This is a genomic window from Nocardioides aequoreus, from assembly GCF_000720335.1.
In the GTDB taxonomy this organism is placed as follows: domain Bacteria; phylum Actinomycetota; class Actinomycetes; order Propionibacteriales; family Nocardioidaceae; genus Marmoricola; species Marmoricola aequoreus.
This window is the reverse complement of record NZ_JOJN01000004.1, coordinates 181,607-203,855: the sequence shown is the minus strand read 5'-3', so window position 1 is coordinate 203,855 and position 22,249 is coordinate 181,607. Positions and strand designations below refer to the sequence as shown.

The window sequence follows — 22,249 nt, the reverse complement described above, 5'->3', positions numbered from 1 at the left end:
GGCGGGGTCTGGTGAGACTCAGAGGGCGGCGAGGAAGGTCGCGAAGCCGCCGGCGGCACGCCCCACCAGGCGGCCGGAGGTCCGCACCGGGGCACGGTCGTGGGCGCCGACGCGACCACCGGTGCGGCGTACCTCGTGCACCAGGGCGACGTCCTCCCCCACCGGCAGCGGCGCGAAGCCACCGGCCGCGTCGTACGCCGAGAGCCGCACGCCGAGGTTGGCGCCGTGCACGTGCGGGTGGTCGTCGCGCAGGGTGTGCAGCGCCAGCCACCGCCGCGTGAGGTCGGGGTCGGCGTCGGGCCGCACCGTGCCGAGCCACAGGTCGAGGCCGTCGCGGCAGGCGGCGGCGTGGTGCAGCAGCCAGTCGGGCGGCACCTCGGTGTCGGCGTCGGTGTGCGCCAGCCAGGTCTGCTCGGGAGACGCGGCGCCGCGCTGGCGGGCCTGACGTACGCCGGCGGCACGCGTGGCGCCGACGCAGCCGTGGGCCACCTCCAGCACCTCCAGCCAGGGCTGCGCCCACGTCGCCACGACGGCGGCCGAGTCGTCGACGCAGCCGTCGAGCACGAGCGTCGCCGTGACCTCGGTGCCGGGCAGGGCGCCCAGCGCGAGCTCGACCGCACGCGCGAGCGAGGCGAGGTGGCCCGGCAGGGCGTCGGACTCGTCGCGGCAGGGCACCACCACGTGCATCGCCTGCGGATGCGCGCTCACAGGTAGGGGTCCGGCCAGGTGCCGTCGGCGGCGTGCACGCGGACCTCGACGTCGCGGTCGGCGTACGTGGCCTGCAGCGGCAGCGCGAGCCGGGCAGCGACGCGCTCGTGCACCTGCGACCCGTCGAGCGCCCAGCCCTCGACCGGGTGGCGCCAGTGGCACAGCACCAGCGCGCCGGTGGGCTCGAGGCAGGCGTCCAGCCGCGCCACCAGCCGGTCCAGCGAGGCCGGGGAGAGGAAGTAGCCGACCTCGGAGACCACGGCGAGGTCGAAGCGACCCTCGGGCCACTCCGAGGGCACGTCGAGGAGGCGGACGTCGACGTGGTCGCCCAGGCGCTCCCGGGCGCCGCGCACCGCGGCCGGCGACCGGTCGACGGCCACCAGCGAGTCGACCCGCTCGCGCAGCGCGGCGGCGAGGTCGCCCACGGAGCAGCCGATCTCCAGCGCGCGACCGTGCCGCTTGCGGGGCAGCGCGGCGAGCACCAGGTCGCGCTTGCGCTCCTCGTACCAGCGCCGCGAGGCGCCCCACGGGTCGGGCTCCCGCAGGTGCACCTGGTCGAGCGCGTCGTCGGGGCAGTCCTCGGCCGGGGTCACGACGTAGCGCTCGACGGGGTCGGCGGCACGCGCCAGCATCTCCGGCCCCACGACGGCCTCGTCACCGGGGAGGTCGGAGAGCGGCGCGACCTGGCTGCGGTGGGCCCGCACGGCGTGGGCCTTGGCCTGCCGCGCGTGCTCGTCGAGGGCCCACGGCCGCAGCCGGTGCCACGGCGCGGTGTCGGGCGAGGCCCAGTGCCAGAACCACACGGGGTACTCCCACAGCGTCGCGTCGGTACGCCGGCACGCGGCCGCCGCCGCCCGGCCCGCCGCCTCGTGGTCCGGATGGCCGTCCTCGCGCCAGGGGGCCACCACGACGGTGCCCGGGCCGGTGGCGACCTGCTGCACCAGGGCGGTGGTCAGCGCGGCCTCGTGCTCGGCCAGGTCGCCGTCGGGCAGGCGCAGCCGCACCAGGTGGTGCTGGCCGACGCCGAGCTCGAGCAGCGCCGCCCGGCCCTCGTCGCCGCGGATCCGGGCGAGGTGCTCGGGCGTGAGCGTCGGCGAGGCCGGATGGCTGCGCTCGCCGTCGGTGGCGCAGACCACCGTGACCGGGATGCCGTGGTCGGTGGCCGAGGCGACCAGCCCGCCCGCGCCGAGGGACTCGTCGTCGGGGTGCGCGGCGAGCACCACGAGCCGCTCCACACCCGCCAGCGACAGCGGCTCGGCGAGGCCGCGCCCCGGGGCGGCGAGCCAGGAGGAGGCCGGGGTGCCACGCGTCGCGTGGTGGAAGGCCGGCACGCCGGCGGTGTCGGTCACCACGGCCGACCCGCCAGCACCAGCTCGCCCTGGCGGGCCAGGTCGCGCTCGGCGTGGTGCTGCCGCAGGTAGAGCTGCAGGTCGGCGACGCGCCGGGCGTGCTCCTCCTCGGTGGCCAGCGGCCCGGGTCCGAGCGCGCGCCCGACCACGTCGAGCACCTCCGCCGCACCGTCGGCGACCACCTGCCGGGCGCGGGCGGCGACGAGCGAGAGATCCCCGTCGTCTCCCCCGTCGTCCGCCCCGGCCGCCTCGCGCAGGGCCGCGCGTCCGGTGGCCAGCAGCGTGTCGATCCGCCCCAGGTGCAGCAGCGCGACCTGGTCCGGCTGGCGCTGGGCGCAGGCCTCCCGCAGCCGGCGCGCGAGCGCGACCGTGGCGCCGTGCCAGACCGCCGCGACGCCCACGCCGCCCCACCAGAAGCCGGGGCGCTCGAGGTACCAGCCGGGGCCGCCGACGGGCTCGGCCCAGACGTCGTCGAGCCGCAGGCCGGTGCTGGTCACCTGCGAGAGCCCCCGCGCGACCCACCCCGGACCGTCGAGCGGGAAGATGCCGGGGTCGTCGAGGCGCACGGCGAAGAGCCCGCGGCGGTCCTCGTCGACCCAGGCCGTCAGCAGCGCGTGGCTGACGCTGCCCGCCAGCGAGCACCAGGGCTTCTCGCCCTCCAGGCTCCAGCCCTCGCCGTCGCGCTGGGCCCGCAGCCGCCGCGGTCCTTCGGCGGCGTACACGCCCCAGGTGCAGGTGTCGGCGAGCAGGCGCTGCTCCTGCGCCTCGTGCAGGATGGCGACGGCGTCGAGGTGCGGCTCGACCGCGCGGGCGACGGTCAGGTCGACCGCGCCCAGGGTCGCCAGCACCTGCCAGCGCTCGGCACGGGCCGCGGCGCCGGCCGCGTCGCCGAGCACGTCGCCCAGGTCACGGGCCAGGCCGAGGGCCGCGCCCAGGTCAGGCGTACCTCCCGGACCCGAGGTGGCCGCGGCCGCGGCACGCTCGGCGACGTCGGCGAGCCAGGTCGAGGGCACGCCACGGAGGGTGACGGCACGAGCCACGCAGACTCCTGGGGGACGAGCCGCGTCGATGACGGCGGCGGGGGCCGACGCTCGTGGCTGAACGTCGCGGAGGAGCGCCGGCGACCGGCGCACGACTCCGCGTACCCGGGGCGGCGTCGTGCTAACGCTCCTGCTCGTCGGCGAGGAGCCGCAGCGCGACGCGGTAGCCGTCGACGCCCTGGCCGACCACCTCGTGGGTCGCGTGCGGGGTGACGTAGGAGGTGTGGCGGAACTGCTCGGGGCGCTGCTTGGGGTCGGAGATGTGCACCTCGACCAGCGGCGCGACCAGCTGGGCGCAGGCGTCGTAGATCGCCAGCGAGTAGTGGGTCCAGGCGGCGGCGTTGAGCACGACGGGCGTGGCGTCGTCGGCCGCGGCGTTGAGCCAGTCGAGCATCACGCCCTCGTGGTTGGTCTGGCGCACCTCGACCTCGAGCCCCAGCTCGGCGCCCCACGCCGCGCAGCGCTCGGCGAGCTCGGCGTGGGTGGTGTGGCCGTAGATCTCGGGCTGTCGCTTGCCGAGCCGGCCCAGGTTGGGTCCGTTGAGCACCAGGACGCGCATCAGCCGCTCCCCCTCAGGTGGTCGTACGCCGCCCGCAGCAGCGCGTCGTCGGGTCCCGCCAGCACGCGCGGCGTCGCGAGGCCCTCGAGCACCACGAAGCGCAGCGTCGTCCCGCGCGACTTCTTGTCGACCCGCATCAGGGCGAGCGCCTCGTCGTACGTCGGCGCGTCGGTGGCCGTCACCGGCAGCCCGACCAGCTCGAGGACCGACCGGTGCCGCGCCGCGGTCTCGTCGTCGAGGAGACCCGCGCGCCGCGCGAGCTCCGCGACGTAGACCATGCCGAGCGCGACGGCCTCGCCGTGACGCAGCCGGTAGTCGCTGTGGCGCTCCAGCGCGTGCCCCATGGTGTGGCCGTAGTTGAGCACCTCACGGCCGGGGTGGCCCCCGGTGCCCCCGGTCTCGCGCAGGTCGCCGGCGACGACCTCGGCCTTGACCGCGACCGCCCGCTCGACGAGCTCGCGCAGCACCGAGCCGGCCGGGTCGAGGGCGGCCTCCGGACCCGCCTCGACCAGCCGCAGGATCTCGGGGTCGGCGACGAAGCCGCACTTGACGACCTCCGCCAGCCCGGCGACGAGCTCGGGCCGCGGCAGCGTGGCGAGCAGGTCGAGGTCGCAGAGCACGCCGGTCGGCTCGTGGAAGGAGCCGACGAGGTTCTTGCCGGCGTCGGTGTTCATGCCGGTCTTGCCGCCCACCGCGGCGTCGACCATCGCCAGCAGCGTCGTCGGCACGTGCACCACCCGGACGCCTCGCAGCCACGTGGCCGCCACGAAGCCGCCCATGTCGGTGGTGGCGCCGCCGCCGACCGTCACCACGGCGTCGGAGCGGGTGAAGCCGGCGGCGCCGAGCCGCTCCCAGGCGTCGACGGCCACCGCGGCGGTCTTGGCCGCCTCCCCGTCGGGCAGCGGCAGGCGCAGCACCTCGACGTCGGCGGGCAGCGCGTCGAGCACCCGCTGGGCGAGGTCGGGCAGCTCGGCCGCGTGCGCGACGGCCACGCGGCATACGCCCTCGCCGAGCAGGGCCGGCAGCTCGCCGAGCACGTCGTGGCCGACCACGACGTCGTACGGCGCGGCGCCGGCGACGTGGAGGCGGCGTACCTGCGAGGCGTCAGCCACCGAGCACCTCCTGCACCCGGCGGGCGACCTCGGCGGCGTCGGCGCCGTCGGTGTCGACCACGTGGGTGGCGACGGCCTCGTAGACCGGGGCGCGCTCGTCGATCAGCTGCTTGAGGCGACCCCGCACGTTGCCGAGGAGCAGCGGCCGCGAGACGCCGAGCCCGACCCGCTTGGCGGCGTCGGCCAGGCCCACCCGCAGGAAGACCACGCGGTGGCCGGCGAGCAGCGCCCGGGTGTCGGGGTCGACCGGGGCGCCACCGCCCAGGGCGAGCACCCCGTCGTGCTCCGCCAGCGCCCGGGCCACGGCCTCGCGCTCCATCGCGCGGAAGGCGGACTCGCCGAGGTCGACGAAGATGTCCTGCACCGTGCAGCCCTCGGCCGCCTCGATGTCGGAGTCGGTGTCGCGGAAGTCCACCTGCCACTGCTGCGCCAGCTCCTGGCCGACGGTCGACTTGCCGGCGCCCATGACGCCGACCAGCACGGCTCGCGGCGCGGTCACCGGAACCGGAGGGTGTCGAGGTAGGACTCGACGTTGCGCCGGGTCTCCTGCACCGAGTCCCCGCCGAACTTCTCGAGCACGGCGTCGGCGAGCACCAGGGCCACCATCGCCTCCGCGACGATGCCCGCGGCCGGCACGGCGCAGACGTCGGAGCGCTGGTGGTGGGCCACGGCGGCCTCGCCGGTGGCGACGTCGACCGTGCGCAGTGCCCGCGGCACGGTGGCGATCGGCTTCATCGCCGCGCGCACCCGCAGCGCCTCGCCCGTCGACATGCCGCCCTCGGTGCCGCCGCTGCGGCCCGAGGTACGCCGCAGCTCGCTGCCGTCGGGGCCCGCGCTGACGATCTCGTCGTGCGCCAGCGAGCCGGGGGTCGCGGCGGTGCGGAAGCCGTCGCCGATCTCGACGCCCTTGATCGCCTGGATGCCCATGAGGGCGCCGGCGAGCCGGCCGTCGAGCCGACGGTCCCAGTGCACGTGGGAGCCGAGGCCGGGCGGCAGGCCGTGCACGACGACCTCGACGACGCCGCCGAGGGTGTCGCCGTCCTTGTGGGCCTGGTCGATGCGCTCGACCATCAGGCGCGAGGCCTCCGGGTCGAGGCAGCGCACCGGGTCGGCGTCGAGGCGCGCGACGTCGTCGGGTCCGGGGACCGAGCCGTCGGGGGCCGGGACGCCGCCGAGCTCGACGACGTGGGAGACCAGCCGCGCACCGGTGGCCTGCTCGAGGAAGGCGCTGGCCACGCGGCCGAGCGCCACCCGCGCGGCGGTCTCGCGCGCCGAGGCGCGCTCGAGCACCGGACGGGCCTCGGTGAAGTCGTACTTCTGCATCCCGACCAGGTCGGCGTGGCCGGGACGGGGGCGGGTCAGCGCGGCGTTGCGGGCCAGGCCCTCGAGGATCTCGGGGGCCACGGGGTCGGCCGACATCACCTGGTCCCACTTGGGCCACTCGGTGTTGCCGATCTCGATCGCGACCGGACCGCCCTGGGTCTCGCCGTGTCGGACGCCGCCGACCAGCCGCACCTCGTCCTGCTCGAACTTCATCCGCGCACCACGGCCGTAGCCGAGCCGGCGCCGGGCCAGCGCGTCCGCCAGGTCGTCGGTCGTCACCCGCACGTGGGCCGGCAGGCCCTCGAGGATCGCGGTGAGCAGGGGTCCGTGGGACTCCCCCGCGGTGAGCCAGCGCAGCATGGCCCGCAGTCTCCCACGGTGCTCCCCCCACCCCGCCGACCGGTCACTCCCTGACCGCCGACACGTCACTCCCTGACCGCCGAGACGTCACTCCCTGACCCCCGACACGTCACTCCCTGACGCTGGACGTCAGCGAGTGACCTCTGGACGGTCAGGCAGTGACCTCTGGGCGGTCAGGCAGCGACCTCTGGGGGGTCAGGGAGTGACCTCTGGGCGGTCAGGGAGTGACGTCTCGGCGGGTGGATCAGAGGGGGGTGTAGCCGAGGGCGTGGGCGAGGTCGCCGGCGAAGGGGACGGCGAGGGCCGCGCCGAGCAGCATGAAGGGGCCGTACGGGAAGCGGCGGCGCAGCTCGCGGTGGCGCAGGGTCAGCAGCACGCCGCCCAGCGCCCCGAGCACCAGCATCAGCAGCAAGCCGACGAGGATCTCGGCCCAGCCGAGGTAGCCCAGCGCGGGACCCAGCACCCGGGCGAGGCGTACGTCGCCGAAGCCCCACGCCCCCAGCACCCGCCAGAACACCCAGAACCAGCCGCCCACCACGAGCCACCCCAGCGCGGCGCGCCACAGCGCTTCGAGGTCGCGGTCGACCAGCGCGGCGAGCGGCACCAGCACCGCCAGGGCGGCGTACGTCGGATGGATCAGCCGGGTGGGCAGCAGCGTGGTGCGCCAGTCGACCACGAGCAGCAGCGCCCCGACCGGCACCAGCGGCACCAGGTAGACCAGCGCGCCGGTCCAGCCGAGCGTGGCGCCGAAGACCGCCCCGACCACGGCGCTCGCCACGACGAGCGCGGGCCGCAGCCATCGCAGCGCGGCGAGGTCGGCGTAGGGCTCCTTCTCGCGCGCCGGCGCCAGCACCGTGCCCGGCACCCCCTCCGTCTCCTCGGCAGCAGCTGCCGGCTCCGGCTCGGGGAGCCGCGCCAGCCAGGCCGGCATCACGAGCGCCAGCGCCCCGCACGCGAGCGCGCAGGCGGCGGCGCACAGCAGCGGGGACATGGCCCGAGGCTAGGTCAGGGCGACGCCGTCGGAGGCACGATCCACAGACCCGCGGGAGCGGAGCTCGCGCAGGGCGGCCGCCCGCAGCACCCCGGCGGAGACCGACTGACCGGCCATCACCTGCAGCTGCAGCACGGCCTGCTGCGCCAGCAGGTCGAGGCCGGTCACGCAGCGGCGCCCCGACTCCTGGGCCGCCAGGCACAGCGGCGTGGGCCACGGGTCGTAGACGACGTCGAAGACCGCCGGCACCGCGGCGGCGGCCGCCAGCAGCGCCGGCGTCTGCGCGCTCACGGGCACCGTGGAGACCAGCAGGTCGGCCCGCACGTCGCCGGCCGCGACCGCGGCGTCGAGCACGTCGACGCTCACCGACGGCGCCCGCCGGTGGGCGCGCACCTGGCGCACCGTCTCTTCCGCCCGCGCGGGATCGCGCACCAGCAGCCGGGCGCGGGTGCAGCCCAGCTCGACCGCGGCCAGCAGCGTCGAGGTCGCCGTCGCACCGCCACCGACGACGACCACGTCGCGGATCGGCTCGTGCACCTGCTCCAGGATCGCCGCCATCGCCCCCGGCACGTCGGTGTTGAAGCCGAGCCGACGACGCTCGGTGAGCAGCACGGTGTTGACCGCGCCCGAGACCGACGCCCAGTCGTCGAGGCTGTCGACGAGGGGGACGGCGCGCCGCTTCAGCGGCATCGTCAGCGACAGCCCACGCCAGGACCCGTCGAGACCCGCCAGGAAGTCGGGCAGGCCGTCGTCGCCGACCTCGACGGCGTCGTAGGTCCAGCCCTCCAGGCCGAGCTCGGCGTACGCCGCCCGGTGCATCGCGGGCGAGAGCGAGTGGGCCACCGGCCGGCCCAGCACGGCACACCTCACGACCCGGCCTCAGCAGGCATCGGAGGTCTCGCAGTACTCCTGGTAGACCCGCCTGTTCTCCAGGAACTCCTCGTAGGTCTCGGAGAATCGGGTCTCACCCGTGCGCAGGTCGACGGTGACGTAGTAGTACCAGGGGCCGTCGGCCGGCTGCACGGCTGCCGCGATCGCCGCCTCGCCGGGGTTCTCGATCGGCGTGGGCGGCAGCCCCGGGTAGAGCCTGGTGTTGTACGGCGTGTCCTCGGCGAGCTGCTCGGCGCTGAGCGCGACGTTGCCCGACTCGCCGATGCCGTAGGCGTTGGCGGCGTCGACCTGCAGCAGGCCGTTGGTGCCGCCCTTGTCGCCGGGGCCGTCGAGCCGGTTGTAGATCACCCGCGCGACCTTGGGCAGGTCCTCGCCCCGGCCCTCGGCCTCCACCAGCGAGGCGATGATCATCAGCTCCGCGGGGGTCTTGCCCAGCTCCTCGGCGCGCTCCTCCAGCCCCGCGTCGTCGGCGGCCTGGCGCCAGCGGCCCACCATCTGCTGCAGGATCGACAGCGGCGTGTCGCGCGGGCCGACGGTGTAGGTCGCCGGGAAGAGGTAGCCCTCGGCATTGCCGTCGGCGTAGTCGGGCAGGCCCAGCTCGGGGTTGCGCAGCGCCCGGGCGAACTGGCGGCGCGAGAAGTCGGTCTCCTCGGCCAGCACGCCGAGCACCTGCCGCACCTGCAGGCCCTCGGGCACGGTGACGGTGGCCTGCACCAGGTTGTCGGGGTCGACGAGCACGGCCAGAGCGTCCTCGGCCCGCATCTCGCGCTGCAGCTCGTAGAAGCCGACCTGGATGTTGACCGAGGCGGCGTCCTCGCGGGCGGCGGCGGTGAAGGCCTCGACGCTCGCCACCACGCCCTGGTCCTTCAGGTCGCGCCCGATGTCGACCGAGGTCGCCCCCTCGGGCACCTGGACCAGCACCTCGCCGGTGCCGGGTCCCTCGAAGTCCTCCGGACCGGCGAGCCTGGTGCTCAGCTCCTCGAAGGCCCACCGCCCGCCGAACCACAGCACCGAGCCCAGCACCGCCAGCACCAGCAGGACCGGCAGGCAGCTGCGGGCGCGCCGGCGCCGGGGCGGCGCCGTCACCCACTCGTCGTCGCCGAGGAGGCGGTCGTCGTCGGTCTCCACGTCGGGACCGGGGTCGGCCGCGCGTCCGTCGTCCACCTGGCTCAGTCGCTCTCGTCGTGGCCGGTCACGGTCACGGGCTCCCCCGGCGTGCCACCGGTCAGCCGCTCCCTCTCCAGCGCTCCTTGCAGGATCACCACCGCGGCGGCCTGGTCGACCACCGCCCGGCGCTTCCTGCCCTTGCGGCCCTGGGCCCGCAACTGCCCCTCGGCGGTCACGGTGCTCAGGCGCTCGTCGGTGAGCCGCACCGGACAGGGATGGACCCGTCTGGCGAGGTCGCCGGCGAATGCTCGAACCCTACCGGCCGAGGGTCCCTCTCCCCCGGACATCGAGCGCGGCAGACCGACGTAGACCAGCACCGCGCCGAGCTCCTCGACGAGCGCGGCCAGGCGGTCGAGGTCGCCGTCACCGCGCCTGACGGTCTCCACGGGGGTCGCGAGGATGCCCGAGGGGTCGCTCGACGCGACCCCGATCCGGGCCTCGCCCGGGTCGATGCCGAGGCGTACGCCGCGCACCGGGGCCGGCTCGCTCACCGCTGGGCGAGCGCCCGGCGGATCGCGGCGATCGCGTCGTCGGCCTTCGTCGGGTCGGTGCCACCGCCCTGCGCCACGTCGGCCTTGCCACCACCCTTGCCGCCGAGCTGCTCGGAGCCCGCCCGCACCAGGTCGGACGCCGACACGCCCGCGGCCTGCCCCGCCTCGTTGACGGCGACCACCAGCGACGGACGTCCCTTGGCCTCGCCGATGACCGCGGCGACGCCGGGGCGGTCGCCGGGCAGCCGGCCGCGCACGTCGAGCGCGAGCGTGCGCACGTCGTTGCCGGCGGCACCCGATGCCACGGTCCCGACGAAGGAGACGCCGGCGACGTCCTCGGCCCCCGCCACCAGGTCGGCGGCCGACCCCAGCAGCTGCTGCAGCCGGAGCCGCTCCAGCTCCTTCTCGGTGGTGCGCAGCCGCTCGACGACGTCGGCGACCCGCGTGGGCAGCTGGTCGGGCTGCACCTTGAGCATCGAGGTCAGCTGGCCGACCAGGTCGCGCTCCTTGGCCAGGTAGGCGTAGCCCTCCAGGCCGACCAGGGCCTCGACCCGTCGGCTGCCCGAGCCGACGGACGACTCCGAGGTCAGCACCACCGTGCCGACCTGCGAGGCGTGGTCGACGTGCGTGCCGCCGCAGAGCTCGCGCGACCACGGGCCGCCGATCTCGACGACGCGCACCGCGCTGTTGTCGTAGGTCTCGCCGAAGAGCGCGATCGCGCCCCACTCCTTGGCCTCCTCCAGCGTCATGTACTGCGACGACACGGGAAGGTCCTCCCGCAGCGCCGCGTTGGAGACCTCCTCCACGGCGTGCAGCTGCTCCGGCGAGAGCGCCGTCGTCCAGCCGTAGTCGAGCCGCAGGTAGCCGGGCCGGTTGTAGGAGCCCGACTGCAGGGCCGAGGGGCCGAGCACCTCGCGCAGGGCCGCGTGCACGACGTGGGTGCCGGAGTGGGCCTGCCGGGCGCCCAGGCGCCACTGCGGGTCGACCTGGGCCACCAAGGGCGTGCCGGCGCGCAGCTCGCCGTCGGTGACGCGCACCTGGTGCACCACCAGCCCGCGCACCGGCCGCTGCACGTCGAGCACCTCGACGGCGCCGCCGTCCCAGGCCATCGTGCCGGCGTCGGCGGCCTGGCCGCCCGACTCGGCGTAGAAGGGCGTGCGGTCGAGCACGAGCTCGCCGACCTCGCCGGCGCCCAGCGCGTCGACGGCCGCGCCCTCGCGCAGCACCGCGAGCACGGTCGACTCGGTGCGCAGCGTGTCGTAGGCCAGCCACTCGGTCGGCCCCGAGGCGTCGAGCAGCCCCCGGTAGACGCCGGTGTCGGCGTGCTTGCCGCGCTTGGCGCGCGCGTCGGCCTTGGCGCGCTCCCGCTGCTCGGCCATCAGGCCGCGGAAGCCCGCCTCGTCGACCTCCAGGCCCTTCTCGGAGGCCATCTCGAGGGTGAGGTCGATCGGGAAGCCGTAGGTGTCGTGCAACGTGAAGGCCTGCGACCCGCTCAGCGAGGATCCGCCCGAGTCGCGCACCTGGGCGGCCGCGGTGTCGAAGATCGTGGTGCCGGTGGCCAGCGTCTGCCGGAAGACCTGCTCCTCGTTGTAGGCCACCCGCGCGATGCGCTCCCAGTCGGTGACCAGGTCGGTGTAGGTCTCGCCCATCCGGTCGCGGCTGACGGGCATCAGCTCGGGCAGCGCCGGGTCGGCGTACCCCAGCAGCCGCATCGAGCGCACGGCGCGCCGGAGCAGCCGCCGCAGCACGTAGCCGCGTCCCTCGTTGCCGGGCGTGACGCCGTCGCCGATGAGCATCATCGAGGAGCGCACGTGGTCGGCCACGACGCGCATCCGCACGTCGTCGCCCGCGTCGGCGCCGTACCGCTTGCCGGTGAGCTCCTCGGCGCGCTGGATCACGGGGAACATGACGTCGATCTCGTACATGTTCTCCCGGCCCTGCAGCAGGAAGGCGACGCGCTCGAGGCCCATGCCGGTGTCGATGTTCTTCTTCGGCAGCGACCCGGAGATGTCGAAGTCGCTCTTGGAGCGCACCTCGGAGAGCTCGTCCTGCATGAAGACGAGGTTCCAGATCTCCAGGTAGCGGTCCTCGAGCGCGGGGTCCATGTCGGTGCCCATGGCCGCCCAGTCGGCGTCGGGCCCGTAGGCCGGGCCGCGGTCGTAGAGGATCTCCGAGCAGGGGCCGCCGGGTCCGGGCACCCCCATCGACCAGTAGTTCTCCTTCGGGCCGAGCTTGACGATGCGACTCTCGGGCAGGCCGGTCACCTTGCACCACAGCGCCAGCGCCTCGTCGTCGCCGGCGAGCACGCTGGGGTGGAGCCGGCTCTCCTCCAGGCCGAAGCCGCCGTCGGCGACCGGCTTGGTCACCAGCTCCCAGGCGAGCTCGATGGCGCCCTGCTTGAAGTAGTCGCCGAAGCTGAAGTTGCCGCACATCTCGAAGAAGGTGCCGTGCCGCGTGGTCTTGCCGACGTCCTCGATGTCGGGGGTGCGGATGCACTTCTGCACGCTCGTGGCGCGGGGGTACGGCGGCGTCTCCTGGCCCAGGAAGTAGGGCTTGAAGGGCACCATGCCGGCGTTGACGAAGAGCAGCGTCGGGTCGGGCACCAGCAGCGACGCCGAGGGCACGGCCGTGTGGCCGGCGGCTTCGAAGTGCGCGACGAAGCGGCGGCGGATCTCGGCGGTGTCCATGACTAGCGGTCCTCCTGGTCGGGCTCGGTCGTGCCTGCTTCGAGGGCGGGGCTGTCGGTGGAGCCCACGAGGTGCAGGCGCTCGCGCAGCTCGGTCTCCTTCTCGGCCATGCCGGTGCGGACCTCCTGGGCGAAGAGCTGGGCGCCCAGGCTCAACCCGGCGGCACGGTCACGCAGCCCGTCGGGGGTGAGCGTCTCGGCGGCGCGGCGGGCGCGCACGACGCCGTAGACACCGGCGGCGGCACCCGCGACGAACCACGCCGCCCTACCCACGGGGCCGGCTCATCGTCGGCTCCTCATGCGGCGTTGGCCGCCTCGGACTGCTCGGTGCGGCGGGGGTCGCGCTCGGCGCGCTTGTGGGCCAGCCACACCTCGCGCATCTCACGGCGCCGCTGCTTGCGCGCGCGGCGGCTCTCCTGGCGCATCGCGAAGCGGATCCGGTGGCGCGACTCGGCCCCGAGCGCGCGGCGCACGCCGTGGGTCAGCGCGACCGCCCTGACCAGCGGCTCACCCACCGCCGCGCTGAGCACCAGCCGGTCGTCGAGCATCGGGGCGGGCGTGCGGTCGCCGGCGTCGGTGATCAGGTACGACGCCTCCTCGCGCCCCCGCCGGGCGTCGGCCACGGCGTCGAGCCGGTCGGCCAGCTCGCCCAGGCGCTGCTCGAGCCGCGCGGTCTCGGCGCGGGCCGCGGCCGCGTCGGCCTCGGCACGGGCGCGGTCGCGCCGGGCGAGCAGCAGCAGGCCGGCGCAGGCGAGCGCCAGCGCGAGCAGCAGCCCGCCCCCGACGAGCACCACGGTCCGGTCCATGCCGAGAGACCCTACCCGCCCCGCACGCGGCGCCGGACGCGCTCCCACCGCTCCCGCAGGCCCGCCTCGGCGCCGAGCGCGGTCGGCTCGTAGTAGGTCGCGTCGGCGACGACGTCGGGCGCGTACTGCTGCTCGGCGATGCCGTAGGGCTCGTCGTGGGCGTACTTGTAGCCGGTGCCGTGGCCGAGCTTCTTGGAGCCGCCGTAGTGCGCGTCGCGCAGGTGGGGCGGCACCGGGCCGACCTTGCCCGCCCGGACGTCGGCGCTGGCGGCGTCGATCGCCTTGATGACGGCGTTGCTCTTCGGGGCCAGCGCCAGGTGCAGGGTGGCCTGGGCGAGGTTGAGCCGCGCCTCGGGCATGCCGATCAGCTGCACCGCCTGCGCCGCGGCGACGGCTGCCGGCAGCGCGGTCGGGTCGGCGAGGCCGACGTCCTCGCTGGCCAGGATCACCAGCCGGCGGGCGATGAAGCGCGGGTCCTCCCCCGCCTCGACCATCCGCGCCAGGTAGTGCATCGCGGCGTCGGCGTCGGAGCCGCGGATCGACTTGATGAAGGCGCTGGTCACGTCGTAGTGCTGGTCGCCCTGCCGGTCGTAGCGCACGGCGGCGCGGTCGACGGCGCGTTCGGTGGTGGCGAGGTCGATGCGGCCCGGGCCGTCGGTCTCCGTGGCGGCCGCGCCGGCCGCCGCCTCCAGGTAGGTCAGCGAACGCCGTGCGTCACCCCCGGCCAGCCGCACGAGGTGGTCGAGGGCCTCCTCGTCGATCTCCAGCTCACCGGCCAGGCCGCGCTCGTCGACGAGCGCGCGGCGTACGACGTCACGCACGTCGTCGTCGGTGAGGGGCTCCAGCGTGAGCAGCAGGGAGCGCGAGAGCAGCGGCGAGATCACGGAGAAGAAGGGGTTCTCGGTGGTGGCGGCCACGAGGGTGACCCAGCGGTTCTCGACGCCCGGCAGCAGGGCGTCCTGCTGCGCCTTGGTGAAGCGGTGCACCTCGTCGACGAAGAGCACCGTCTCCTGACCGGTGCGCACCAGCCGCTTGCGGGCGCCGTCGATGGCGGCCCGGACCTCCTTGACCCCGGCGGCGACCGCCGAGACCTCGACGAACTGCCGGTCGGTCTGACGGCTCAGCACGGAGGCGATCGTGGTCTTGCCGGTGCCCGGGGGTCCCCACAGCAGCAGCGACATGGGCTGGTCGCCCTCCACCAGGCGCCGCAGCGGCGCCCCGGGCTGGAGCAGGTGCTGCTGACCGACCAGCTCCTCGAGGGTCCGCGGCCGCATCCGCACCGCGAGCGGCGCCGACGCGTGCTCGTTGCCCGCCAGGCTCCCCCCGGACGCCGCCGGCTCCGCACCGGGAGCGTCGTACTCGAAGAGGCCGTCCACCCCCTGACCCTACGAGTCCACCAGGCGCGCGTGTACGCCGAGCCCGGTCGGCGTCAGGAGACGCCGGCCTCGGCGATGAGGGCGTCGCGGGCCTCGCGGCGGCGGCGCTGCTCGGCGGGGTCGGGCACGGGCACCGCGGCGACGAGGCGTCGGGTGTAGTCGTGCTGGGGGTGGTGGACGATCTGCTCGGTGGGGCCGACCTCGACCAGCTTGCCGTGGAGCAGGACCGCGATCCGCGAGGCCAGCAGCTCCACGACCCCGAGGTCGTGGCTGATGAAGAGGCACGCGAAGCCCTGCTCTCGCTGCAGCTCCTGGAAGAGCGCGAGCACCTTGGCCTGCACCGACACGTCGAGCGCCGAGGTGGGCTCGTCGGCCACGAGCAGGTCGGGCTCGAGCGCGAGCGCCCGGGCGATGCCGACGCGCTGGCGCTGCCCTCCCGACAGCTCGTGGGGGTAGCGGTTGCGGAAGCCGCGCTGCAGGTGCACGCCGTCGAGCAGTCGCTCGACCTCGGCGCTGAGCTCCTTGCCGCGCAGGCCCCGGTGCAGGTAGAGCGGCTCGCCGATCGACTCACCTACGGGGAGCCGGGGGTTGAGCGAGGAGCCCGGGTCCTGGAAGACGATGCCGACCTTGTCGCGCAGCGGCTTGAGCGCCTTGCGCTTGGCGCCGGCCAGCTGCACGCCGGCGACCTCGAAGCTGCCGCCGGCCACCGGCAGCAGCCCCATCGCGGCCCGGCCGATGGTGGTCTTGCCGGAGCCGGACTCCCCCACGAGCCCGACCACCTCGCCGGGCTGGATGGTCAGCGACACGTCGTCGATGGCGCGGAAGACCGGCTGGTTGCCGCGCTTGGGGTACTCCAGCACGATGTTCTCGGCCACGAAGATGGGGCCGCGCCCGGCGCGCTCCTCCGCCCTCCCGGGCGCCTTCGCCCAGGTGTCGCCCGTCGTGGACGTCGCCTGGTCCGGTGCCTCGTCGGGCACCTCGTCCGGCACCACGCCGGTCACCTTGTCGGCCTCGCCCGACGTGACGGCACCGAAGTGGGGCACCGACCCCAGCAGCTGCTGGGTGTAGGGGTGCTGCGGAGCGCCGAAGATCTGCTCGGCCGTGCCGCTCTCGACCACGCGCCCGTGCTGCATCACCAGGATCCGGTCGGCCATGTCGGCGACGACGCCCATGTCGTGGGTGATCAGCACGATGCCGGCGTTGACCCGGTGGCGCAGGTCGCGCATCAGCTTGAGGATCTCGGCCTGCACCGTGACGTCGAGCGCGGTGGTGGGCTCGTCGGCCACGAGCAGCTGGGGCTCGCAGGCGAGCGCCTGGGCGATCATGGCGCGCTGCCGCTGGCCGCCGGAGAGCTGGTGCGGGAAGGCGTCGAAGCGCCGCTCGGGCTCGGGGATCTCCACCAGGCGCAGCAGCTCCAGCGCCCGCTCCTTGGCCTTCTTGGGGCTCATGTCGAAGTGCGAGCGCAGCGTCTCCACGATCTGGAAGCCGATCGTGTAGACGGGGTTCATCGCCGTCATCGGCTCCTGGAAGATGACGGCGATCTCCTTGCCGCGCACCCGCCGCTGGGCGGCGCCCCGGAGGCCGATGAGCTCCTTGCCCCGGAGCCGGGCGCTGCCGGTGGCGCGACCGTTGGAGGGCAGCAGCCCGAGCAGCGACATCGACGACTGCGTCTTGCCCGAGCCGGACTCGCCGACGATCGCGAGGACCTCTCCGGCGTCGACGTAGTAGTCGAGGTTGCGCGCCGCGGGGACCCACTCGCCGTCGACGTAGAAGGCGACGCTGAGGTCCTCGACCTCCAGCAGCGGGGCGTCGCGGTCGAAGCCCTCCTCGGACGCGTCGTCGCGGACGGGCTGGTCGGGACGGTTGCTGCTCACTGAGTCACCTCTCGGGTCACCATGCGGGCGGTCGGGGTGGCCGCGACGGCCGGCAGGTCTGACAGGCTGGTCGCATGGGAGAGACCGTCGTGCTGCGCTCGCGCGCGGCACGGGCCCTCGGGGCGACGATGGTCGCGGTGGGGGCGCTCGGCGCGGTGGCCACGCTGGCGGCGGGCTCGGCCGTCACCCTGCGGTACGCCGCACTGCTGGCGCTCTTCGCGCTGCTGGGCTGGGCGGCCTTCTGGCGCCCGGGCGTCGAGGTCTCCGACGGGGGCGTGCTCGTCGTCAACACGCTGCGCAGCGTGCACGTGCCGTGGCCCGCCGTCGAGGAGGTCGAGGGCCGCTACGGCCTGCGCCTGGTGACGGCGTACGGCGCGGTGCAGGCCTGGGGTGCCCAGGCACCGTCGGGCACGGCCCGCGCGCGCCGGCAGGACAGCCGGGCCGCCGTCGTCGTGCGCGAGCGCTGGGAGGCGCTGCGCGACGCCGGCTTCCTCGACCGACGGGTGCTGGAGCGGCCCGACCTGGCGGTCACCTGGCACCGGGGCACCCTGCTGGCGGTGCTCCTGCTCGGGCTGTGCGCCGCGGCGGGGCCCGCCCTGCTGGCCGTGGGCTGACCCCGGGTCGCGGCGGGTCACGACGTCGTCCCCGCGGGGGACTTCTCGTCCTGCAGCGCCTTGCGCATCTCGCGCTCGGAGGGGATCTTCTTCTGCCGCGGGTCGAAGGCGTCGCGCAGCCCGTCGCCAATGAAGTTGACGGTCAGCGCGATCACGATGATGAAGAGGCCCGGCCACCAGAAGAGCCACGGCCGCGTGGAGAAGGCCGACTGGTACTCGCTGATCATCTGGCCGAGCGAGACGTCTGGGCTGCGGATGCCGAAGCCCAGGTAGCTCAGCGCCACCTCGAGCAGCACCGCGGCCGACGCGAGCAGCGTGGTGTTGACGATGATCACGCCCATGGCGTTGGGGATGATGTGCTTGCGCATGATGCGGATGTCGCTGGCCCCGGCGACGCGCGCCGCGTCGACGAACTCGCGCTCGCGCAGCGTCAGGAACTCACCACGCACCAGACGGGCCAGCGTCGGCCAGCTCACGGCGCCCAGCGCCAGCCCGAGGTAGAGCGTGCCCGAGCCGCCCGCGAGCTTCCCGAGCACCGCGCCGATCACGATGATCGGGAAGGTGAGGAAGAGGTCGGTCAGGCGCATCAGCGCGTTGTCGGCCGCCCCGCGGTAGAAGCCGGCCAGCGCGCCGACCACGATGCCGACGAGCGCCGCCACGATGCTGATCAGCAGCATGATGTTGATCGAGGTCTGGGTGCCCCGCATGGTGCGCGCGAAGATGTCGCGCCCGATCTCGTCCTGACCGAAGGGGTGGTCGCCGATCGCGAAGCCGGACCCGCCGAGCCACCCCGGGAGGGACAGCGTCGGGTCGGTGCCGTTCTGCACCGGCAGCGGGGTCGTCGGGTCCCACTTCCACCAGCCCGGCGAGCCGAAGATGCCGATCGAGGTGTAGGCCAGCACCATCAGCCCCACCAGCGTGGCTAGGCCGACGACCGCGCCGCGGTGCCGGAAGAACTTGCGCCGGACGATCTGCCCCTGCGAGAGACCCTCCACCGAGCGCAGCTCGATGGCGTTCTCGTTGGTGTCCTCCGTGGTGCCGGGGGGGTCGGTGGGCAGGCTCATCGCCGGCCTCCTCTCGCGTCGTGGGCGCTCATGCCGCCACCCGGATCCGCGGGTCGAGCACGGCGTAGACGAGGTCGGCGACGAAGTTGGCGAGGACCGCCAGGATGCCGACGATCAGGATGTAGGCCATCACCGGGTCGATGACGTTGTCGGCGAGCGAGGCCGCGAAGAGCCGCCCCATGCCGAACCAGCCGAAGACCGTCTCGGTGATCACCGCGCCGCCGATCAGCGTGATGATGTCGACGGGCACGATCGAGGCCAGCGGCAGCAGCGCGTTGCGGAAGGCGTGCCGCATCACCACGGTGCGCTCGGTCAGACCCTTCGACCTCGCCGTGCGGATGTAGTCCTGGTTCATCACCTCGAGCATCGAGGCCCGGGTGTAGCGGGTGTAGGTGGCGAAGGAGATCAGCACCAGCGTCGCCGTCGGCAGCACCAGGTGGGTGGCGACGTCGAGGGTCTGGATCCAGAAGTCGCCCTGCAAGTTGGGGGTCACCCGGCCGATCGTCGCGATGGGCCGCCCGCGGATGGCGATGTTGTCGTTGTAGGACTGCCAGCTCTGCAGCAGCCGGTCGACGAAGAGCATCATCGACACCGGGATGGCGGTCAGCACCGCCGTGCGGGCCGAGCTGCCGCGGTCGGGGCCGCCCCAGGCGTAGCCGACGCCGGCGGCGACGGCCAGCGCCACCACGAAGAGGCCCAGCACCAGGGGCCAGCCGAGGATGCCCGCCGACCGGGCGTACTGCCAGACGTAGAGCATCGGCAGCCACAGCACGGCGCCGAGGGCGGCCACGGTGAGCGCGGAGTAGAGCGCCTTCCGGTTGCGCAGACCCGTGGAGAGGATCGTCATCACGTAGGCCCAGCCGACCGAGCTGAGCGCGATGATCACGATGCCGATCGAGGGGTTGGCGTACCAGTTGGTCAGGTTGAGGTAGACGAGCAGCACCAGGGTGATGCCGGCAGCGGCGCCGAAGACCTGCAGCCGGCGGGTCCGGGAGCCACCCAGCGCGGCCATGATCGTGAGGCCCACGAAGACCGACACCACGACCACCGTCAGCCAGCCGAGCGTGGAGCTGTCCCGTCCCAGGAAGTTGTTGAAGTTGATGGCCAGGAAGACCTTGGCCAGCACCGCCACCCAGAAGACGGGCAGCGAGTAGAGCAGGAAGGACAGGAAGGTGATCGAGTAGTCGAAGCCGCTGTACTGCCGCAGCGCGCTGACGATGCCGACGAAGGCGCCGAGCACGATGGCGAGCACGGTCGCGGCGGTCACCAGCTGGATCGTGGTCAGGATCGCGCCGCCGAGCAGGGCGGTGACGGGTTGGTCGCTCTGCCAGTTGGAGCCGAGGTCGCACTGGCCGTAGAGGCAGCCGCTGGCACCGCGCAGCCAGTCGAGGTAGCGCACGAGCACCGGCTCGTCGAGCCGGAGCTCGGCGACGCGTCGGGCGATCAGCTCCTCGCGGTTGGGCGAGGTGCTGGTGCGCAGGTCGAAGAGGGGGTCGATCGCGATGTCGACCAGGACGTACATCAGCAGCGTCGAGACCAGCACGACGAGCAGCGACATCAGCAGCCGCTTGACGAAGAAGACAACCATGGGGTCAGTACCGCCTGGGCAGGTTCAGCATGCGGAAGGGCCGGGCACGGCACGTGGTGGGCACCGCACGACGGTACCCACCACGTGTGGGGGTTGCCAGGGTCGCCGGCCTCCGCGGAGGCCGGCGACCCCGTGAGGGCTCAGCCCTCCGGAACCTCCCAGTTCCAGAAGCCGTAGAACATCGTCGGGGCCAGGGTGGCCGGCTCGAGGCCGGTCACGCGGGTCTCGTTGGAGATGTTGGCCGACGGGAACTGGTAGATCGTCAGACCGATCGCGTCCTCGACGAGCTGCTGCTCGATCTGGACCTGCAGCTCCACCTGCTCCGACTCCTCGGTGGTCAGCACCAGCTGGTCGAAGAGCTCGTCGACCTCCTCGTTGCTGTAGCCGTTGAGGTTGTTGATGCCGCCCGTGCCGAAGATGGCCTGGTCGGAGGAGACCGCGGGGGTCGTCGACTGCCAGCCGAAGAAGACCGCGTCGTAGGTGCCGTCGCCGAGCTTGGAGCCCCAGTCGGGGTTCTGCCCGTCAATCAGGTTGAAGCCCGCCTCGCGGAGCGCCGGCTGCATCAGCTGGAAGGTGTTGGCACGACGCACGTTGTCGGCGGCGTACATGACGCGGACGTCGATCGGGGTGTCGACCCCGGCCTCCTCCAGCAGCTGCTGGGCGCGCTGCGGGTCGGTCTCGGCGTACTCCGAGGTGCCGTTCTGCGCCACGATCTCGTCGTAGCCCGGCGTGCCCTGGGTGCGCAGGAAGGAGTTGCGGACCTCGGCCTCGGCGTTGATCGGCTGGATCAGCCGCTCGACGATCTCGTTGCGGGGCATCGCGGCGAGGAAGGCCTGGCGCACGGCCAGCGCGGTCTCCTCGTCGCCGCCGTAGCTCTCGGGGTCGAAGGGACCACCGTTGTTGAGCACGAGGTCGATGTGCTCGTAGGTGCCCTCGACGCCGGTCTCGATGGCGACGTTGGGCACCTCCTCGGCGGCCTGCGCCACGTCGGTGGTGACCTGCGGCGACATCATGTCGATCTCGCCGTTCTCCAGCGCCTGCACCTGGGCCAGCGGGTCCTCGTTCCAGCGCACGGTGAGCTGGTCGATGGAGGCGCCCTGCTCGCCGGCGTAGTCCTCGTTGGCCTCGAGCGTCATGTACTGGTTCTCGACGAACTCGGTCATGACGTAGGCGCCGTTGGAGAGGGCCAGGCCCTCGTCGTCGGGCATCGAGGTGTAGTCGAAGCCGTCGTTCCAGAACTGCGAGATCGGCGCGAGCGCCTCCTCGTCGTTGTTGACGATGGCGTCGATGAGGGCCTGCTTGGCCTCGGCCGGGTCGTCGATGTCGAGCGCGCGCATCGCCACGATGTGGGCGGGCACCGAGACGCTCATGTCGTACTGCCAGTCGGCGAAGGGCTCGTCGTAGACCAGGGTCAGGCCCTGGCCGTCCTCGCTGAGCTCGGGCAGGTCGGTGACCAGCTCGAGGCCGGGCGAGGAGGTGTCGAAGAAGACCTGGTTCTCACGCGGGTCGGCCGCACCGGTCGCCTCGTCGCGACGGACGTCGTCGGTGCTGACGCTGTTGCGCTGGCCGGAGCCGGCGGCCCACCACAGCAGCAGGTCGGCGGCGTCGACGGGGACGCCGTCGGACCAGGTCATGTCCTCGTTGACGGCGTACTCGACCGTCAGCGGGTCCTCGCTGGTCTGCTCGTAGGTGCCGAAGCTGGTGTCCTGCTGGATGTTGCCCTCGGCGTCGACGTACCAGAACTGCTTGTTCATCAGGTACTTGATGTTGTTGTTCGCCGTGGCGTTGCCGTCCGACGTGTCACCGTTGTACGAGAAGAACGGCTGGTTCCAGCCGAGGTTGAGCGAGGTCGGCTGGTCAGAGTTGCCGCCGTCACCTTCGTCGGCGGCGGGCGCGCCACACGCCGTGCCGATCATGGCGAGCGACGCCACGACGGCACCGATGCCGAACAGACGCTTGTTTCTCACGTGGTCTCCTTCTGCGCGCGGCCCGACGGATGAGGGCCTGCAGTCGACGTCAGTCACGTCCTGACTGATCGCAGCGACCCTAGGCACACGGGATGGTCCGGGTTAACCCCTGTGACCCGATGTCGACCGGATCGTTACCAAGGCGCGACGTACGCCTGCCCGCCCCGCCGCGCTCCTCCGCCGCGGGGGCGCGAGCACGCGCAGATCTCCGCCGGCGGGCGCCCAGCGCGGGCAGGCTTGCGCCGTGCCGCCTGCGGCGCCGTGGCCCTTCCCGACCCCGGCG

General features: G+C 73.8%; 20 protein-coding genes. 1 reads left to right on the top strand and 19 read right to left on the bottom strand.

What is annotated here, in order from left to right; all coding sequences use genetic code 11:
• Nucleotides 1–18 precede the first annotated feature (18 nt).
• The 16 genes from IG63_RS0109860 to IG63_RS0109785 form a co-directional block, all read right to left on the bottom strand.
• Nucleotides 19–708 (bottom strand): glycosyltransferase family 2 protein, encoded by a 690-nt coding sequence (locus tag IG63_RS0109860; protein WP_211249276.1) that lies wholly within the window; start codon nt 706–708, stop codon nt 19–21.
• On the bottom strand, nt 705–2,057 hold the full coding sequence (locus IG63_RS22625; protein WP_169741780.1) for a PIG-L family deacetylase: 1,353 nt from the start codon (nt 2,055–2,057) through the stop codon (nt 705–707). The genes IG63_RS0109860 and IG63_RS22625 overlap by 4 nt, the downstream gene beginning before the upstream one ends.
• Nucleotides 2,054–3,070 (bottom strand): acyl-CoA dehydrogenase family protein, encoded by a 1,017-nt coding sequence (locus tag IG63_RS23035; RefSeq protein WP_169741779.1) that lies wholly within the window; start codon nt 3,068–3,070, stop codon nt 2,054–2,056. Before IG63_RS23035 ends, IG63_RS22625 begins: the two co-directional genes overlap by 4 nt.
• Before the next feature lie 148 nt (nt 3,071–3,218).
• The gene (locus tag IG63_RS0109845; protein WP_030484199.1) at nt 3,219–3,656 is read right to left on the bottom strand and encodes a type II 3-dehydroquinate dehydratase; all 438 of its coding nucleotides are present in this window, start codon (nt 3,654–3,656) and stop codon (nt 3,219–3,221) included.
• Entirely contained in the window at nt 3,656–4,768 is a 1,113-nt protein-coding gene (aroB, locus tag IG63_RS0109840; RefSeq protein ID WP_030484198.1) for a 3-dehydroquinate synthase, read from the bottom strand. Before aroB ends, IG63_RS0109845 begins: the two co-directional genes overlap by 1 nt.
• The gene (locus IG63_RS0109835; protein ID WP_425411778.1) at nt 4,761–5,267 is read right to left on the bottom strand and encodes a shikimate kinase; all 507 of its coding nucleotides are present in this window, start codon (nt 5,265–5,267) and stop codon (nt 4,761–4,763) included. The genes aroB and IG63_RS0109835 overlap by 8 nt, the downstream gene beginning before the upstream one ends.
• Nucleotides 5,264–6,451 carry a chorismate synthase gene (gene aroC / locus IG63_RS0109830; protein WP_030484196.1) on the bottom strand — a complete coding sequence of 396 codons (1,188 nt, stop codon included), beginning with the start codon at nt 6,449–6,451 and terminating at the stop codon, nt 5,264–5,266. Before aroC ends, IG63_RS0109835 begins: the two co-directional genes overlap by 4 nt.
• Before the next feature lie 244 nt (nt 6,452–6,695).
• Entirely contained in the window at nt 6,696–7,442 is a 747-nt protein-coding gene (locus tag IG63_RS21500) for a prepilin peptidase (RefSeq protein ID WP_051706506.1), read from the bottom strand.
• Nucleotides 7,443–7,451: 9 nt separating this feature from the next.
• Entirely contained in the window at nt 7,452–8,312 is an 861-nt protein-coding gene (locus IG63_RS0109820; RefSeq protein ID WP_036195007.1) for a shikimate dehydrogenase, read from the bottom strand.
• Nucleotides 8,313–8,321: 9 nt separating this feature from the next.
• Entirely contained in the window at nt 8,322–9,497 is a 1,176-nt protein-coding gene (gene mltG / locus IG63_RS0109815; protein WP_051706504.1) for an endolytic transglycosylase MltG, read from the bottom strand.
• Between the two features lie 5 nt (nt 9,498–9,502).
• Entirely contained in the window at nt 9,503–9,991 is a 489-nt protein-coding gene (ruvX, locus tag IG63_RS0109810; protein WP_245604382.1) for a Holliday junction resolvase RuvX, read from the bottom strand.
• Complete coding sequence (gene alaS, locus IG63_RS0109805) at nt 9,988–12,678, bottom strand: alanine--tRNA ligase (protein WP_030484191.1); 2,691 nt, start codon at nt 12,676–12,678, stop codon at nt 9,988–9,990. Before alaS ends, ruvX begins: the two co-directional genes overlap by 4 nt.
• Nucleotides 12,679–12,680: 2 nt before the next feature.
• Complete coding sequence (locus tag IG63_RS20615) at nt 12,681–12,950, bottom strand: DUF6167 family protein (protein ID WP_051706503.1); 270 nt, start codon at nt 12,948–12,950, stop codon at nt 12,681–12,683.
• A 23-nt stretch (nt 12,951–12,973) separates the two neighbouring features.
• Nucleotides 12,974–13,483: a hypothetical protein gene (locus IG63_RS0109795; protein ID WP_030484189.1), complete on the bottom strand. Its 510-nt coding sequence runs from the start codon at nt 13,481–13,483 to the stop codon at nt 12,974–12,976.
• Nucleotides 13,484–13,494: 11 nt separating this feature from the next.
• Complete coding sequence (locus IG63_RS0109790) at nt 13,495–14,859, bottom strand: replication-associated recombination protein A (protein WP_030484188.1); 1,365 nt, start codon at nt 14,857–14,859, stop codon at nt 13,495–13,497.
• Nucleotides 14,860–14,912: 53 nt separating this feature from the next.
• Entirely contained in the window at nt 14,913–16,733 is a 1,821-nt protein-coding gene (locus IG63_RS0109785) for an ABC transporter ATP-binding protein (protein ID WP_030484187.1), read from the bottom strand.
• Nucleotides 16,734–16,807: 74 nt separating this feature from the next.
• Between IG63_RS0109785 and IG63_RS0109780 the strand changes: the two genes are divergently transcribed.
• Complete coding sequence (locus tag IG63_RS0109780; RefSeq protein ID WP_051706502.1) at nt 16,808–17,347, top strand: PH domain-containing protein; 540 nt, start codon at nt 16,808–16,810, stop codon at nt 17,345–17,347.
• 17 nt (nt 17,348–17,364) lie between these two features.
• Here the strand turns inward: IG63_RS0109780 and IG63_RS0109775 are convergent, their stop codons facing one another.
• The 3 genes from IG63_RS0109775 to IG63_RS0109765 all read right to left on the bottom strand — a co-directional run bounded on the left by IG63_RS0109775 (nt 17,365) and on the right by IG63_RS0109765 (nt 21,966).
• A complete protein-coding gene (locus IG63_RS0109775) occupies nt 17,365–18,411 on the bottom strand; it encodes an ABC transporter permease (RefSeq protein WP_030484185.1) in 1,047 nt (348 codons plus the stop codon).
• A gap of 28 nt (nt 18,412–18,439) precedes the next feature.
• The gene (locus IG63_RS0109770; RefSeq protein ID WP_030484184.1) at nt 18,440–19,999 is read right to left on the bottom strand and encodes an ABC transporter permease; all 1,560 of its coding nucleotides are present in this window, start codon (nt 19,997–19,999) and stop codon (nt 18,440–18,442) included.
• Nucleotides 20,000–20,139: 140 nt separating this feature from the next.
• Nucleotides 20,140–21,966: an ABC transporter family substrate-binding protein gene (locus IG63_RS0109765; protein WP_030484183.1), complete on the bottom strand. Its 1,827-nt coding sequence runs from the start codon at nt 21,964–21,966 to the stop codon at nt 20,140–20,142.
• Nucleotides 21,967–22,249 lie beyond the last annotated feature (283 nt).

Bases quoted from the DNA above. Each gene is read 5' to 3' on its own strand.
- IG63_RS0109775 (WP_030484185.1), bottom strand. From the start codon at position 18,411: ATGAGCCTGCCCACCGACCCCCCCGGCACCACGGAGGACACCAACGAG.
- aroC (WP_030484196.1), bottom strand. From the start codon at position 6,451: ATGCTGCGCTGGCTCACCGCGGGGGAGTCCCACGGACCCCTGCTCACC.
- IG63_RS21500 (WP_051706506.1), bottom strand. From the start codon at position 7,442: ATGTCCCCGCTGCTGTGCGCCGCCGCCTGCGCGCTCGCGTGCGGGGCG.
- IG63_RS0109780 (WP_051706502.1), top strand. From the start codon at position 16,808: ATGGGAGAGACCGTCGTGCTGCGCTCGCGCGCGGCACGGGCCCTCGGG.
- IG63_RS0109770 (WP_030484184.1), bottom strand. From the start codon at position 19,999: ATGGTTGTCTTCTTCGTCAAGCGGCTGCTGATGTCGCTGCTCGTCGTG.
- alaS (WP_030484191.1), bottom strand. From the start codon at position 12,678: ATGGACACCGCCGAGATCCGCCGCCGCTTCGTCGCGCACTTCGAAGCC.
- IG63_RS0109795 (WP_030484189.1), bottom strand. From the start codon at position 13,483: ATGGACCGGACCGTGGTGCTCGTCGGGGGCGGGCTGCTGCTCGCGCTG.
- IG63_RS0109845 (WP_030484199.1), bottom strand. From the start codon at position 3,656: ATGCGCGTCCTGGTGCTCAACGGACCCAACCTGGGCCGGCTCGGCAAG.